This is a genomic window from Deltaproteobacteria bacterium HGW-Deltaproteobacteria-6, assembly GCA_002840435.1.
GTDB lineage: Bacteria > Desulfobacterota > Syntrophia > Syntrophales > Smithellaceae > UBA8904.
In genome coordinates this window covers 1-14,569 of record PHAT01000002.1, presented here as the reverse complement: position 1 = coordinate 14,569, position 14,569 = coordinate 1, and the positions used below count along the sequence as shown (strand labels likewise).

The window sequence follows — 14,569 nt, the reverse complement described above, 5'->3', positions numbered from 1 at the left end:
CCTGTAAGATATTCTGAAATCAAACGCTGTACCACTTTAATATGAAGAAAGTCGGGGTGGACCATGAATATTGGACGGCTGGCAGATGACAATATCCAAAGGTTTGGCGAATACGAATTTCTTTATCATGACGGACACCGGCATACCAATGTCGCCATGAATCGCGCGGCCAACAGGCTGGGCAATGCTTTAAAAGGGCTGGGAATCCGGAAGGGCGACCGGATCGGCGTCCAGCTGCTGAATTGTCCGCAACTTGTGCAGTCTTTTTTTGCCGCGTTCAAGGCGGGCGCCATACTGGTTCCGATCAATCCGTCTTTGCGCGTGCCGGATCTGGCTTATATTTACAAGGATGCCGGCTTATCCGTCCTCATCAGCTCTGAAAGCTGTCTGGAGAATATCAACGCGGCCCGCAGGGAAACACCTGATCTGAAGGCGGTCATTCTGGTGGAGGAAACCGGCCGCGATGATGTTCTGTTCTTTGATCAATTCATTGAAAAGGCTTCCGACCGTCTGGCGCCTGAAGAAACGGAAAACGATGATACGGCCGTGATGATCTATACGGCGGGCACCACCGGAAATCCGAAAGGCGTCATGCTGACGCATTTCAACTGGTACACCCATGTCTCGGGTTATTACGATCTGGTCCTGCTGGACAGCTGGGGCATGACGGCCAGAGGGACGCTGCACGAACAGGACGGCGGACAGGCCAAAAGCAGCAGCCCCGAAGGCGAGGTTTTCGGCGTCAGCAGAAACCGCGTTTCGCTCATCACGCTTCCTTTGTTCCATGGCTACGGGGTTTTTGCCTTGAGCCTGGAATTTCTGACCGGGGGCAAACTGGTCATGCTCAGCCGCTGGGACCCCGTTCTCGCCATGGACGCCATTCAAAAACACAGGGTCACGGATTTTCGCGGCGTACCCACCATGTATATTCAACTGTTGAACCACACCTTGGCCGCGCAGTATGATTTAAGCTCGCTTAAAACCTGCATCTGCGGCTCCGCGCCCATGCCCCTGGAAATCGCCCGCAGCTGGAAGCAAAAATACGGCATCGATATCTGGGAAGGCTACGGGCTCAGTGAAGCAACCACCGTCAACTGCGGTAATGTGGCGGGGCGGCGGCCGCCCAAATACGGCTCCATCGGCTTGTGCTACCAGAAGTTTAATACCATTAAAATATTCGACGACCAGGATCGCGCACTCCCGGCCGGACAAACCGGTGAAATTGTGATTAAAGGCCCCGGCGTAATGAAAGGCTACTGGAACAAGCCTCTGGAAACGGCCGAGGCCATTCGCAACGGCTGGCTGCATACCGGAGACATCGGACATATGGATGAGGACGGCTATATCTTTATCACGGACAGAAAGAAGGACATGATCATCCGGGGAGGAGAAAATATCTTCCCGAGGGAAATAGAAAATATCCTGTACCGGCATCCCGCGGTTCTCGAAGCGGGCGTCACCGGCATTCCCGATCCGGTTTACGGTGAGGCGGTCAAGGCCTTTGTCGTTCTGAAGCGGCAGGGCGAAGTCACGGAAGAGGATCTGATGAACTTCTGCCGGGAGCAATTGCCGACCTATAAACGGCCGAAGGCCGTTCAGCTGATGGATGCCCTGCCGAAAAGCGCCGTCGGCAAGATTCTCCGCCGGGAACTCCGCAAACTGGGCTGATCAGGCGCCCGGACAAGCAGCGGACTCTACTCATTTGCTCCCGCCGGATAAGGCAAGCATTGCTTTTACCCCGGCCAGATAATCATCGCGGTTATCCGTGCCCATGGCCATGATCTCGCCCGGACAAATCGCGCTTTTGTCTTTTCTGAGAATATTGGCGACAACTTGATCTGCGCTTATCCTGACGCCGTTTTCCTCCAGAAACTGTTTTGCCGGTTGTGAAGCCAGAGGCGTGAGGACCGACTCGATGATTCCCGAATAGACAATCAGCCTGGCCGCGGCAAGCCCCACCACTTTATCGAACAAGGTAAATCGGCCCCCGCTGTCGCGGAATTTCTCCAGACACTCCCACAGAGGCGCAAGCCCCGCTCCGCTTGCGGTGTAAATAATTTTATCTCCGTCAATCAACGCCAGAGAGCAGTTTGCAAGTTCCGGATTAATCATCAGTCTATCCTTTCACGCTTTGATCAGAACGGAAAGTCCTTATCCGCTTTTTTGGGCTGGACGACTTCCGCAGGCAGAACATACTTCACCGCTTTTTTATGCAGCGGGTTGGATTTCACGATAATCGATTTCGGCTCGGTCGGGCAGGCCTTTTCACAGGCCCCGCAGCCGATGCAGTATTGATCGTCGATTTCCGGATAAAGGACATCATTTTTATTGACCGAATAAATTGTGCTGGTGGGACACACCTCGCCGCAGGCTCCGCAGTTCTGATGTTTCACGTAGACGATACACTCCTCTTTAAGCAGTTGTACAACGCCGATCTGCGTCTGCTTTTTATCCGCGAGCGGAAGATCAATGATGGCTCCCGTCGGGCAAACCCTGCCGCAGGCCTTGCATTCAAAATCGCAATAGCTTTTCCGATAATCCATCTGAGGCTGCATGAAACCGCCGATGCCATAGGCGAACATTGACGGCACTAAAACCTTTGTCGGACAGATGTTCACGCACAGATGGCAGGCGCTGCAGGCATTGGTAAAATGAGCAACGCCGCCCGAGCCGGGAGGCGTGACCGGTATATCTTCCTGTTCGACGGCGGACGAAGCGGCAACATTGCGGATCCCGGAGTTGAAAACCAGCGCCAGCGATCCCGCTGCGGCGATTGATCTGAAAATAAAACCGCGGCGCGCAGGCGACCAGCCTTTTTGATCATCATCCGCAAGCGGCAGGCGATAGCTGATGGCGGATTGGGAACAGGCCTTCAGGCAGTTAAAGCAGTTGACGCAGCGGCTGTGGTCAATCTGCATTTTGGACAGATCAATGCAGCCTCCTTTGCAGACATTTTCGCAGCACCCGCAATCATTGCACCGGCCACCCTTAAAGGAAATTTTAAAAAGAGAAAATCGCGCGATGAGCCCGAGAAGCGTTCCCACGGGGCAGACCGTATTGCAATAAAGGCGGCCGCCGCGAAGGGACATAAAAATAATCAGGAAAAGAAACATGACGGTTGTCATCAGCAAAGAAAGCGGCACAGGATTCATGGCCCCGTCAAACAGATAAATATCAAAATATTTGAGGATGCCGATGTAAGTGCTGCGCAGTGCCGCAACGACAGGATCGCCCAGGTGCGTGATCAGTCTGCCTGCCAGGCTGAACGGATCAAGGAAATTGAGCAGGATCATGGAACCGGATACGGCGGTAACCAGCGTGACGGCCAGCAGCGAATATCTGACCCGGTTATACGGCTTTTCCGTTTTGTGATTCAGGCGGATGCGCGCCTTGCGCGCCAGGAAGATAAAACCATCCTGCATTACGCCCAGCGGACACAGGAAGGAACAGTAAACCCTGCCGAAAACAAGGCAAAGAGCCGCAAGAATCATCAGTCCGGAAACAAACAAGACCCCGGGGTTTGCAAGGCTGTGCAGCAAGGCGGGAACCAGCTGGAACGGCAGCAAGAGCGAAGAAAGAAAATCGGCTGCGCTTTCCCCGACGGTAAACAGCAGGATAAATAAAAAAAAGATCAGAAGGGAAAAACTCTTTCTGAGCGTCACCAGGTTCATATATTTACATTGCGTGCGTGGCAATTTTCAGCTTGTCTAAATGCATATTGCCGATTCTCTGTTCATGGCCTGTCCGGATATAGCGGATTCTTTCCGGATCGCTTCCGAATATTTTTGCCGCGGCGGCGTCCACCGTGACAATATCCCGGGATATCAGCAGCGTCTTTTTCAGTTCAATGTCGCGGGCGGCCGCGCTTTCGCTTCTGGGGGGAGAAGGCCCGTTTTTCATCAGCACCCGGTAGGCATCAACAATATTTAAATCCGGCTTGCGGTACAGGCAGAAATCGGCAATGCATTGATCCAGACCGGACATGTGATAGGTCATGCGATCCCAGACGACTCCCATCAGATTTTTCATGCCTGCCGTCAAATGGGCATAACTGTGACTTTTTAAAATGGGCACATTAATAAACACGTCCGAACTTAACAGCAGTTCATGGACTTTTGCGGATTTCAGCACTTTGCCTCCGGGAATTTTTACCTCTTTATAATACTTTTCTTCGTTCCCCGGAACAACCGTGGCGCCCCCTTTTCGCGCCGCTTCTTCAATCCCGCTTATCCGGTAACAGTTTTCCGCAGCGCTGCCGGCCATGGTGGCATTGTCAAACACATAAACTTTCCTGGCGCCCGCCGCCAGGCAATGTTCGACAACCGTCCTGACCAGCAACGGATTGGTCGTGGCGCACATCTCCGGCCGTCCGGCAAAACCGATGTTCGGTTTGACCACAACCGTCTGCCCTTTTTTAACAAACTGCCCCATGCCGCCCATCAGGGAAATGGCCTTTTTAAACAGCGTGTCCGGCTGACCGTTTTTTACCGCGACCAGGTCGGGACTATTCGGCGTCACATCTTTAGCCCAGATGCTGTCCGTCTTACCCAGAATAACCGAGCTGCCCGCGGCAACCCCCAGAGCAATCCCCTGCTTCAAAAATCCGCGCCGGTCCGTTTTTAATAATTCTCCCATAGCCTCCCCCGTTAACGATCCTCAATGTTCAAGCGTTTCTTAACCGGCTTGATTCCCAGATTGATCAGAGACGCCCACAGAAGATTGGACAACAGCAATACGATCACCAGCCTCGCGATGAAATCGGCGGACAGGCGGGCAAGATAGTAATCGGATAGAATCAGCCAGGGCAGTTCACAGGCATAGGCCATCAGAACGGAAGGGATAATTTTTCCGCTCTTCCGGTAAAAGACGCCCGTCAGCAATCCGAAAAGCGCGTTCCCGAGGATGAGATAAGGGTTGCCGAGAATGACGGCGGAATAAAGGGACCCGGATATCCCGGCGACAACGCCTCCCCCGGCGCCAAACACCATTGCCGCCAAAATGACCGCCGCCGGGAAGAAGTGCAGCTTCCAGCTTTGTGCAAAATTAATATTAATCAGGCTGAGCAGAAAGGGCAGCACGATGAGCAGCGCCGCAATTTGCGCTGCCCGGGGAACCCATGCTGCCGCGCCGGTTGTCGTCAAAGATGCTTCTTTCATTTTCACACCTCCTTTATTAAGTCATCAGGCCGTAAAAACTCCCTGTCGGTGCGGACGCGGGAGACAGCCCCCGGATGCCGACCGTCCTGATCATGGAGCCGCGTCCTTGAAAAGACAGCTCCCTACCAGCGAACGCCCGGCCATGTGCTGTCATCAACGGTTTTCGGATAACCCGGATCGGCCCGGTCCGCCCTTAAGTCATAGCGGATATACTGGCTGCCTTTAAAGAAATAGGCTTTGCCGTTTCCCCAGTTGACCGCATCGTCAATGCCGTCCGTCCAGATCATGCCGGGCCACGTTTCGGAATTGATGGGCTTGGGATAACCGGGATCAGCCCGGTCCGCCTTTACGTCAAAACGGATATACTGAGCGCCTTTAAAGAAATAGACCTTGCCGTTCCCCCAGTTGACCACGGCGTCAACCCCATCCGTCCAGATCATGCCGGGCCACGTCTCGGAATTGATGGGTTTGGGATAGCCGGGATCGGCCCGGTCGGCCCTCACGTCATAACGGATATACTGAGCGCCTCTGAAGAAATAGACCTTGCCGTTCCCCCAGTTGACTACGGCATCAACCCCATCCGTCCAGATCATACCGGGCCATGTCTCGGAATTGATGGGTTTGGGATAACCGGGATCGGCCCGGTCGGCAGCCGCGTCATAACGAATATACCGGTCGCCGTTAAAGAAATAGACCTTGCCGTTCCCCCAGTTCACAACGCTTGTCAAACGACTACCGGGAAGGTACCTTTCGGCCATTGCCGTCGTCCAGACAACCGGCAGCAGCAAGCCGATCATCAAAATCAAAACATTCTTTTTCATGTCCAGCTCCTTTTGGCTTTTATTACCATAATTCGTCATCTCAATAAACTACTTCGCCTCGGCCAGTTTTCTCTGCAACTGACGAAGCGTTATTCCCAGAATCCGGGCGGTTTCGCGGCGGTTGCCGCCGGTGGAGTTCAGAACAAACTGCACATGCGCCGCGTCATTTTCCCTGAGCGTGCACAGGCTGCGGCTGGACGCGGAAACCTGTCCGTTTTGCGCTCCGTTTCCGCCCAGCAGCGCAGGCGTGATGACCGGACCATCAGCCAGCAGAACGGCATTTTCCACAATCTGCGACAATTCGCGGATGTTTCCGGGATAGTCTTTGTGCGTCAGCAGCTGCATGGCGGCGGTGGTGAATCCGGAAATATCCTTTTTGTGGCGCAGACAGGCTTTTTGCAGAAAGCCGGCGGCCAAAAGCGGAATGTCGTTTCTTCTTTCCCGCAAAGGCGGCAGGCAGATATAAGCCGACCTCAGACGATACAAGAGGTCAATGCGGAATTTGCCTTCCTGACACGCGCGGTCCAGCTCGGTATTGGTTGCCGAGACAAGCCGGACATCCACGCGCACGGGGCTTTGCGCGCCCAGCGGCGTAAAGGTTTTGTCTTCCAGAACGCGTAGCAGCTTGGATTGCAGTCCGATGGGCAGCTCGCCTATTTCATCCAGAAACAGTGTGCCGCTGTCCGCCTGTTCAAAAAATCCCGCATGGCTCCCGTCCGCGCCGGTAAACGCGCCTTTGGCGTGGCCGAAAAACTGGCTTTCAAACATGGTCGACGGGATCGCGGAAACGTTGACCGCCACAAAAGGACCGGCAGGCGATGGGCCCGCCCGGTGAATGCCGCGCGCCATCAATTCCTTGCCGGTGCCCGACTCCCCTGTAATCAGGATCGGGTTGCCGCTGCGGGCCATGACCTGGGCATAGGAAATCAAAGCTTTCATTTGCGTGCTTTGCGTGAGCGTGTCGGCAAACGACGGCGGAATATCAGCCGCCTCGCAGCTGGCGTTGATGGATAAACCGGCCAGCAGTCCTTTTCTCTCGTAAGCTCTTTCGATAGACAAAAAGAGCAGTTCATTGTCCACGGGTTTGACCAGATAATCATACGCGCCCTGGCGCATCGCTTTGACCGTGGTCGGAATATCATCCACGGCGGTCAGGATGATAAATTCCGTCTGCGGACAGAAAGGCTTGGTGGATTCCAGCACCTGCATGCCGTCCACTTCGGGCATGAGCAGATCCAGAAGGACAATGTCAAAATTATCCCGGCGGATTTTTTTGATCGCTTCCCGGCCGTTGTCGCAGATTTCGACATTCTTCAGGCCATGCCACTTGAGTATTCTTTTAACCGAAGAGAGGGACACCTCTTCGTCGTCGACAATCAATATTTTCATAACTGCTGTCTCCCCAGATCGTGGATGATTTTTTGAAGCTTGTCAATATTGAACGGCTTATGCAGCGTATAGTCGGGCAGCGGCTTGATCTGAGGCGGCGGCTTGAGCGCCTTGCGGTCGGCCGAGTAGAGGATCACCGGCAGCAGGGGATATTTCGCCTTGATTCTTTCCATGAGCTCCCATCCGTTAAAACCCTTTAAACGGACCTCGGATGCGATCATATCCACTTCCGGATTCTCCGCGAGGAAGTTGAGAATATCCTCGGGTTTGTCCCCGGCTTCCGAACGCCAGATCACCGCGTCCACAAAGTTGGCTTTGAGTTCTTTGAGATACGTCACATTATGATCGATGCACAACAGGGCGGGACACAAACTGAGATTGACCTCGCTGTTCACCGGCAGATAAATGGAAAACCGGCTGCCTTTGCCGGGACGCGAAAGAACACTGATGAAGCCATGATGCTCCTTGATCAGTCCGTAGGAAATGGAAAGGCCCAGGCCCGTGCCGTCCATCTCCCTGCGGGTGGTGAAGAAAGGATCGAAGATATGCTCCAGGTTTTTGCGTTCTATCCCCTTCCCCGTGTCTTCGATATCCACGACCACGGATTTTAAACGTTCGATGTAGCGGCAGCGAATGGTGATGGAGCCTTTTTGCCCCGGTTCGATCGCCTGATGGGCGTTGATCAGCAGGTTGGCCATGACCTGCTCAATTTTTTGAAAATGGCCGGAAACGGGAGGAATTTTTTCGGCGATTTCCTGATTGATTTTGGACACGGTTCGGCGGACCTGCGCCCCCACAATGACCAGCGCGCCCGCAATCACGTCGGGTACGGCAACCATTTTTTTCTGAGTAGCTTCATCGGAGCGCGAGAATTCCTTCAGGCTGGTAATGACCCGGCTGATCCGGTTGGCGCCGATTTTGAACGCCTCGATGATCTCGCGCATGTTGCCGCATACTTCCTCGTAAGACAGGCCGCGCTTTTCCCAATCGGGATGGTGAGCGCTTGAGCGGGAAAGAATGGTCTCCACCGTGTTCCAGATTTCTTCCAGAATCGGAACATTGTAGGCAATGAAGCTGACGGGGTTATTGATCTCATGCGCAACGCCGGCCACCACTTCGCCCAGCGCCGTCAGCTTGTGGGTTTGAATCATCTGCTGGAGCCGCAGTTCTCCTTCCTGACGGATTCTTTTATCCTCGGTCACATCCTGCCAGGCGCCGACAATATAACTGGTTGAACCGGACGGATGCTGGACGATCCGCCAGTAATCCGAAAACCAGCGGTAGGAATCATCCATGACCCGAAACCGGTAACTATAGCGGTGCGTGCCTTTCTCCCGCCCGGCTTGCAGATCGGCGACAATGCGCGCCCGGTCATCCGGATGAATATGGTCCGTCCAGAAATTTTCATCTTCAATAAAGCAGTGCGTGGGATAGCCGGTAATCTCTTCAATGGTGTTGCTCACAAACGTGATGCCGAAATCGCCGTCGGCCTTTCGCGTATAAGAGATAATCGGCAGGGATTCCAGGAGCAGCGACAAGTGATCGGTGGTTTGTTTGAGGGCCTTCTGCGTCTTGTGGCGTTCCATCAGTTCGGTCAGGAGCGCCTCGTTGGCCCGGGCCAGCTCCGCCGTTCTTTCCCGGACGCGCTCTTCCAGCTCTTCGTGCGCCTTCAGCAGGGCTTCCTTTGCTTTCTTGCGTCGGGTTATATCTTCCAGTGTTTCAATGGCGCCGATCAGTTCACCGGCGTCGTCGCGAATAATCGCCGCCGTGAATCGGAGCCATTTGCCCTGATTACCCAGTTCGGGAAAAAAATCGATGGCTTCGTAAGCTTCATCAAGCAGTTTGGAACGGGTATATTTACCGGTGTACCATTTGGAAATTTTTTCCTGCTCGCGGCTTACCAGCAGATCCGCCATGCAGGGGCGCTTCTTACTGTAAAACGCCCGCCATTGCTGGGAAGTTCCGATGACATCTTCAGCCCTGATTTTCGTAAGTTCTTCGAGGGCTTTATTCCAGTATAGAATCCGGTGGTCTTTGCCGATCACAAACGCGGGAATGGGGGAACGGCTGACGACGCTCGAAAGCCGCTGCTCGCTTTCCCTGAGTTCGTCTTCCGTGCTCCTGCGTTTGTTTTCCGATTGTTTAAGGTCTTTGAGCTGGCGGCGCAGCTGCTGAATTTTGTGAACGGGATCATCATCCGATTGCTGCCTGTTCTTCATGATTCCACCCTTTACCTGAAGTTGAGAGCTGACATGAATCTAATGGTTTTCCAAACCCGGGTCCGGCTGCGATGAAGAATCTATCTGAATAATAACTTTGAAAATAATTATATTGGCTTTGCCGCAGAAGTCAAACTTTTCTTTTGAAAACGGGGGTTGCCCTCCTTCGACAGACGCGAGGTGAAACAAAAAAACAGCGCGGGTCCGGCGACAAGCCGGATGGTTCGGTTATGTAATATCCGGATGGAAAAGTCTTTTACTTGTCACTAGCCGGCGGTCCGGCAATCCAGCCGGCATAGGTGAGCCAGAGGCCCACCGCAACGAGAATGGAAAAGCCGATCCTTACCGCCGGGATCATGTCCATAGAAGCGATGCCGCCCTGCAGAATCAATTGCGGGGCGGTAAGGAGAACCAGGCCGCGAAGCGCAAGGAACCATCCGAATAGTGAGATCATGACCGCCGCCGGACTCGACCAGTACTGGTGGAACGCGATGATCAGCAAACCGCAAAAAAGCAGCAAACTGCCCATCATCCAGACCAGCGCTTCGTTCTGGAAGAAGGCGGTAAGAATCGTTCCCAGATTGGGCGCCCGAACAACCAGAATGGCGGGGACGAGAACGAGGAACGGACCGATGATCCGGGCGAATGCGCGTGTACGAACTTTAGACTCCAAAGATGCCGGCATGTGCATTCCTCCTTTTGTCCGGCAAAATCAGCCGGAGCATGTAAGACCGGCGGGATTGCCCTTGTGATGATGTCCTATGAATGTTTTATCCGCTTTTGCGGAATATTTTATCGCCTGTGTCTGCGTCAGTTTATCGATCAGAATTCCTGACAGCCTCGTGCCGGAAACAACCCGCCACATGATCGTTGACCATGCCAATGGCTTGCATGAACGCATAACAAATTGTTTTCCCGACAAACTTGAATCCTCTTTTCTGCAGATCCCTGCTCATGGCTTCAGACTCGGGGGTGCTTGCGGGTATATCCGCTATCTTTTTCCATGAGTTCTGAACGGGCTTTCCCTTGACAAACTGCCAGATGTAATGATCAAAGCTGCCAAATTGTTCCTTGACCTGCAGGAAGGCACGGGCATTAGCGATCGCCGCCTTAATTTTGAGCCTGTTTCTGATGATCTCTGAGTTACCGAGCAATCGGGAAATGTCCTCCTCGGAATATCGGGAGATCTTCCCGGCATCAAAATTGTCAAATGCTTTCCTGTAACCTTCCCGTTTTTTAAGGATGGTGGACCAGCTCAGCCCCGCCTGCGCGCCTTCTAAAACCAGGAACTCGAACAGGCTTCTGTCGTCGTGAATCGCCACGCCCCATTCATGATCGTGATAGGATCGCATGGACTCGCTCTGATCGGCCCATTCACAGCGTTTCATTGATTAAACCTCTCCTGGGGTCATGAATCATAACGATCAGGACTATTTGCTCTTATGGCGGGAGTAAGAAATTTTCTTTGTGCCGCCCGCACAGGAACCGATAATCTTTTGATCTTTAACCTGATCCGCCGGTATAATCTCCAGCGTGTATTCCTTTACCCCTTTCGCCTTTAACCGTGCTTCAATTTCCCCCTTCAGTTCATCACATGATTTGATTTCGGCAAACGCTGATGCGCAGCAAAACACCGTCACCGCTGCTGACAAAACAATGATCTTTTTCATTCATTACCTCCTTTTTGTCGGTCTGATCATTAATGTGCGACTCTGGTAAAGTCCGGTTCCTGGTGCAAAATCCGCCTTGGGAATGATTTTCCTTGTACACAAAAACCGGTTTAAAATCAAATAAACATTCATTATTGCCCTCTCACGAAGCGACGTCTGAAGAGGGCGGCTTCAGTGCAACCCGGCATCAGTAACAATTAACAGAATCATCACCAATTAATGGTGCTTGACATTGCAGCATAAGTAACGTAGGGTGCAGCCCTATCCTGTACTTTTCAATGGTCTTTATCAGGAGGGTACAGAAGAAGTTGCGTTATGACAATTTGAAGTGCAAAGGCGGCCACCTTACTCTTTAATAGTGTTGGTGGCTTTTTTATTTCTGTCATAAGGGCATTCGACTTCAGGTAAATATCGGGGAAAGGAGGATACTAATTATGTCAGAAGGTAAAGTAAAATGGTTCAACGAAAGTAAAGGTTTCGGGTTTATCGAGAAGAGCGATGGCGGGGACATCTTCGTCCATTTCAGCGCGATTCAGGCTGCTGGTTTCAAGACGCTGGCCGAAGGCCAGTCTGTGAGCTTCGATGTTGTTCAGGGTGCAAAAGGCCCGGCAGCGGAAAACGTGAAACTCCTTTAATTCAAAACAGGTAAACAAGAAAGAGGCGCTCTATGGAGATATACTGTCCCGGAGCGCCTCTCTATTTTTCATGGATGTTTTTTACGTCTTCAGCAAAAATAAAAACAGGAGTTTATCATGGGAAGACCCTTGAACCTCAGCGGAACACAGGCCAAAGAAAAAGCAAGGCAGCAGAAGCAGGCCGGCAAAGAATTAAAACGCAGGATGACCCGGCAGAAGAAGATCCATGCCGGGATGCCTGTTTCCAAAGCCCATCCGGATACTGCTGAACCAATCTTAACCGGATCGACTGCCCAAAGTGCGGATTGACCTGTCCGTCTTTATGTGCAAAGCTTTAATCATCAATGGGTCTATTGTCTGCATCTGAAGCCACACGACTAAAAGGTGTTTTCGAAAAACACAAAAGGAGTGATATCATGGGAGACAAGGGCGGCAAGAAAGATAAGGAAAAAGGTCAGAAACAAAACGCTGAAAAGCAGAAACAAAAATCGCAGGACAAGCAGAATAAACAGCCCAAAAGAAAACCCTGACAGCAATGACGCAATGGGCAAAAAGTAAGCGCCGGAAAATCAATTATAATTGAAACCTTGAGATATTAGCGGGAAGCCGGGTGGACTTTTCAAACACATCGGCAATTTCAGTGCGCTACGCTTTTGAAACGGGTGTCTCACTGAATATTTTATTGATAACATCAAGGTAATTATCCCGGTGATGTGTTTTCCATATTCTTTTTTTTATTTTCGCCCCGTCTTCAAAAAAGTCTCCCAGGTAAGTCCAGACGGCTTTCATTTTATTGGTGATATGCGAGGGGCCGGACAATATTTTCAGATATTCAGCAAATAAATGATCATGAAAACCTCTGATGATTTTGATTCTTTCAGCATAAGGCTTTTCCGTATTGAATTTAATTTTCTCCGCAAGGAAAGGGTTGGCCAGCAGTCCCCTGCCAAGCATCCACCGTTCGATTGATCCAAACCGCTTTGTCAGCAACTCAAATTTTTCAAACGAATCGATATCTCCATTGTAGACAACCCTGTGTTTCGACATGTCGAGACACTGTCCGAAAATATCAAGGTCGACGTTCCCTCCATACATTTGTGCGCCGGTTCTCGGATGGATGACCAGCTCCTCGATCGGAAACCGGTTGAAAATCGGCATAAGCTCCAGCACCTCGTCGGGATATTTCAGCCCTATCCTGAGCTTGATCGACAAATTCGGTTTCAGGAGAGGCATGGCCGTTTCGAGAAAAGATTCGACCCGGACCGGATCGCAGAGAAGCCCCGCGCCCCTGCCCTTCCTTACAACCATGGGGTACGGGCAGCCGAGGTTCCAGTTTACCGTGCCGCATCCAACGTCATACAATTTATTGGCGATCATGATGAAATCAGCAGGCGCTGAACTCATGATCTGCGGTATTGTGGGGATGCCTGTATTGTTTTCAGGATAGAATTCGCGCAGAAGTTTATTATCCGGTTTCATCTTCTTCGAAGAGGAGATAAACGGCGCAATCGCCGCGTCAACGCCTTTAAAATAAACAGGAAACAGGTTGCGATAAATCCTGTCGGTTATCCCCTGAAGGGGCGCAAGGTATATCATCATGGGTAATCTTTAAATCCTTTTGAATGCAGCCTGGCATAATAAATCATCACAGGGATTGCTTTTTTCCGATTGCCGGCGGTTTGTCAAGGCCGGATTTAGGACGACCTCGGCTATGCAGGGTATCATGACACAATAAATAGATTGACTAGGTCCTGCGTTTTGATACTATATTGTAAATACGATTCAACAAAATCGCAGAAGACCGAAGCAATAATGGCGTGTATTGGAGACTGATACATCTGGTTGAAAATCACACAACATTTTAATAAATGAAAAAGGTCGTTCGTAAGCAAGGAGATGCAGAAGATGAAAAAGTTAAGCATATTTCAAAAAATCTGGTTTGCCATCGGCATTCTATTGGCAGGGTGTCTGGTATCCATCGTGTTGGGATACGTGTCGGGCATGAAAGTAAAAGAAAATTTAAATGTTGTCAGCAGATTTCTGATGCCGGGCGCAAGGCACAGTCTGTCCGTCAAGTTTGCCTTCCGGGATCAAGTCAACTTATATACTGAGGGCGTCAATTTAAGCAACCCGTCTAAAGTCGAATCGGCACAAGAAAAGGCGGATGAAGTTCAGGATATACTCGGCACGATGTCCCTGTTGCCGTTGATCGATGCTGAATCTTCCTCGACCATCAAAAAAGCGATAGACGATCACAAAGCCTACACGGACGAAGCCAAGCAGGTTTATCTGGCCTTGAGTAAAGGCGATCAGAGTCTCAAGGAGAAAGCGGATGCCTTGAATGCAAAGGGAGAAGCCATAAAAACTTCTTTGGAAACAATGAACAGTAATTTTACAAATGCTCTTCAGGTGAATTTCAGCACAGCTGTTGAAACAGGCATGGATCAACAGAATCTTAATACGGGAATCTTCATCGGCATTATCATCTTTTCAGTCATTTTCATGATCATCATGATCAGGCGGTCCATTCGCCTTCCTCTTCAGCACATCGCCGTGGCAATTAACGAAGAAGCGGTAAATGTCGCGGAAGCATCCGAGCAGGTTTCCAGATCCGGGCAGGCGCTTTCCGACGGTGCGTCGAATCAGGCCAGTGCCATTGAAGAAACGTCGTCGTCTCTG

Annotated in this window: 15 protein-coding genes; 4 read left to right on the top strand and 11 right to left on the bottom strand. The window is 51.5% G+C overall.

Annotated elements, in window-relative coordinates:
• Positions 1-63 precede the first annotated feature (63 nt).
• The gene (locus CVU71_04415) at positions 64-1,668 is read left to right on the top strand and encodes a long-chain-fatty-acid--CoA ligase (GenBank protein PKN19623.1); all 1,605 of its coding nucleotides are present in this window, start codon (positions 64-66) and stop codon (positions 1,666-1,668) included.
• A 30-nt stretch (positions 1,669-1,698) separates the two neighbouring features.
• On the opposite strand, the gene CVU71_04410 is transcribed toward CVU71_04415, so the two are convergent.
• The 10 genes from CVU71_04410 to CVU71_04365 all read right to left on the bottom strand — a co-directional run bounded on the left by CVU71_04410 (position 1,699) and on the right by CVU71_04365 (position 11,255).
• Positions 1,699-2,112: a hypothetical protein gene (locus CVU71_04410; GenBank protein ID PKN19622.1), complete on the bottom strand. Its 414-nt coding sequence runs from the start codon at positions 2,110-2,112 to the stop codon at positions 1,699-1,701.
• Between the two features lie 23 nt (positions 2,113-2,135).
• A complete protein-coding gene (locus tag CVU71_04405) occupies positions 2,136-3,671 on the bottom strand; it encodes a 4Fe-4S ferredoxin (GenBank protein PKN19621.1) in 1,536 nt (511 codons plus the stop codon).
• A 4-nt stretch (positions 3,672-3,675) separates the two neighbouring features.
• Positions 3,676-4,635, bottom strand: a complete 960-nt coding sequence (locus tag CVU71_04400; protein ID PKN19620.1) for a tat (twin-arginine translocation) pathway signal sequence — start codon at positions 4,633-4,635, stop codon at positions 3,676-3,678.
• Positions 4,636-4,646: 11 nt separating this feature from the next.
• Entirely contained in the window at positions 4,647-5,156 is a 510-nt protein-coding gene (locus tag CVU71_04395; protein PKN19619.1) for a hypothetical protein, read from the bottom strand.
• A gap of 122 nt (positions 5,157-5,278) precedes the next feature.
• The gene (locus tag CVU71_04390) at positions 5,279-6,016 is read right to left on the bottom strand and encodes a hypothetical protein (protein ID PKN19618.1); all 738 of its coding nucleotides are present in this window, start codon (positions 6,014-6,016) and stop codon (positions 5,279-5,281) included.
• A gap of 9 nt (positions 6,017-6,025) precedes the next feature.
• Entirely contained in the window at positions 6,026-7,366 is a 1,341-nt protein-coding gene (locus CVU71_04385; GenBank protein PKN19617.1) for a sigma-54-dependent Fis family transcriptional regulator, read from the bottom strand.
• On the bottom strand, positions 7,363-9,585 hold the full coding sequence (locus CVU71_04380) for a hypothetical protein (protein ID PKN19616.1): 2,223 nt from the start codon (positions 9,583-9,585) through the stop codon (positions 7,363-7,365). Before CVU71_04380 ends, CVU71_04385 begins: the two co-directional genes overlap by 4 nt.
• A 256-nt stretch (positions 9,586-9,841) precedes the next feature.
• Positions 9,842-10,276, bottom strand: a complete 435-nt coding sequence (locus CVU71_04375) for a hypothetical protein (protein PKN19615.1) — start codon at positions 10,274-10,276, stop codon at positions 9,842-9,844.
• A 124-nt stretch (positions 10,277-10,400) separates the two neighbouring features.
• Positions 10,401-10,973 carry a DNA-3-methyladenine glycosylase I gene (locus CVU71_04370; protein PKN19614.1) on the bottom strand — a complete coding sequence of 191 codons (573 nt, stop codon included), beginning with the start codon at positions 10,971-10,973 and terminating at the stop codon, positions 10,401-10,403.
• Between the two features lie 42 nt (positions 10,974-11,015).
• The gene (locus CVU71_04365) at positions 11,016-11,255 is read right to left on the bottom strand and encodes a hypothetical protein (protein ID PKN19613.1); all 240 of its coding nucleotides are present in this window, start codon (positions 11,253-11,255) and stop codon (positions 11,016-11,018) included.
• Between the two features lie 434 nt (positions 11,256-11,689).
• On the opposite strand from CVU71_04365, the gene CVU71_04360 reads away from it, so the two are divergent.
• A complete protein-coding gene (locus CVU71_04360; protein ID PKN19612.1) occupies positions 11,690-11,890 on the top strand; it encodes a cold-shock protein in 201 nt (66 codons plus the stop codon).
• A gap of 117 nt (positions 11,891-12,007) precedes the next feature.
• On the top strand, positions 12,008-12,199 hold the full coding sequence (locus CVU71_04355; GenBank protein ID PKN19611.1) for a hypothetical protein: 192 nt from the start codon (positions 12,008-12,010) through the stop codon (positions 12,197-12,199).
• A gap of 336 nt (positions 12,200-12,535) precedes the next feature.
• Here CVU71_04355 and CVU71_04350 read toward each other — a convergent pair whose 3' ends face one another.
• Positions 12,536-13,489, bottom strand: coding sequence for a tRNA dihydrouridine synthase DusB (locus CVU71_04350; GenBank protein ID PKN19610.1), 954 nt, complete (start codon positions 13,487-13,489; stop codon positions 12,536-12,538).
• A gap of 306 nt (positions 13,490-13,795) precedes the next feature.
• Here CVU71_04350 and CVU71_04345 point away from each other — a divergent pair.
• A partial coding sequence (locus CVU71_04345) for a hypothetical protein (protein ID PKN19609.1) occupies positions 13,796-14,569 on the top strand: 774 nt, incomplete at its 3' end.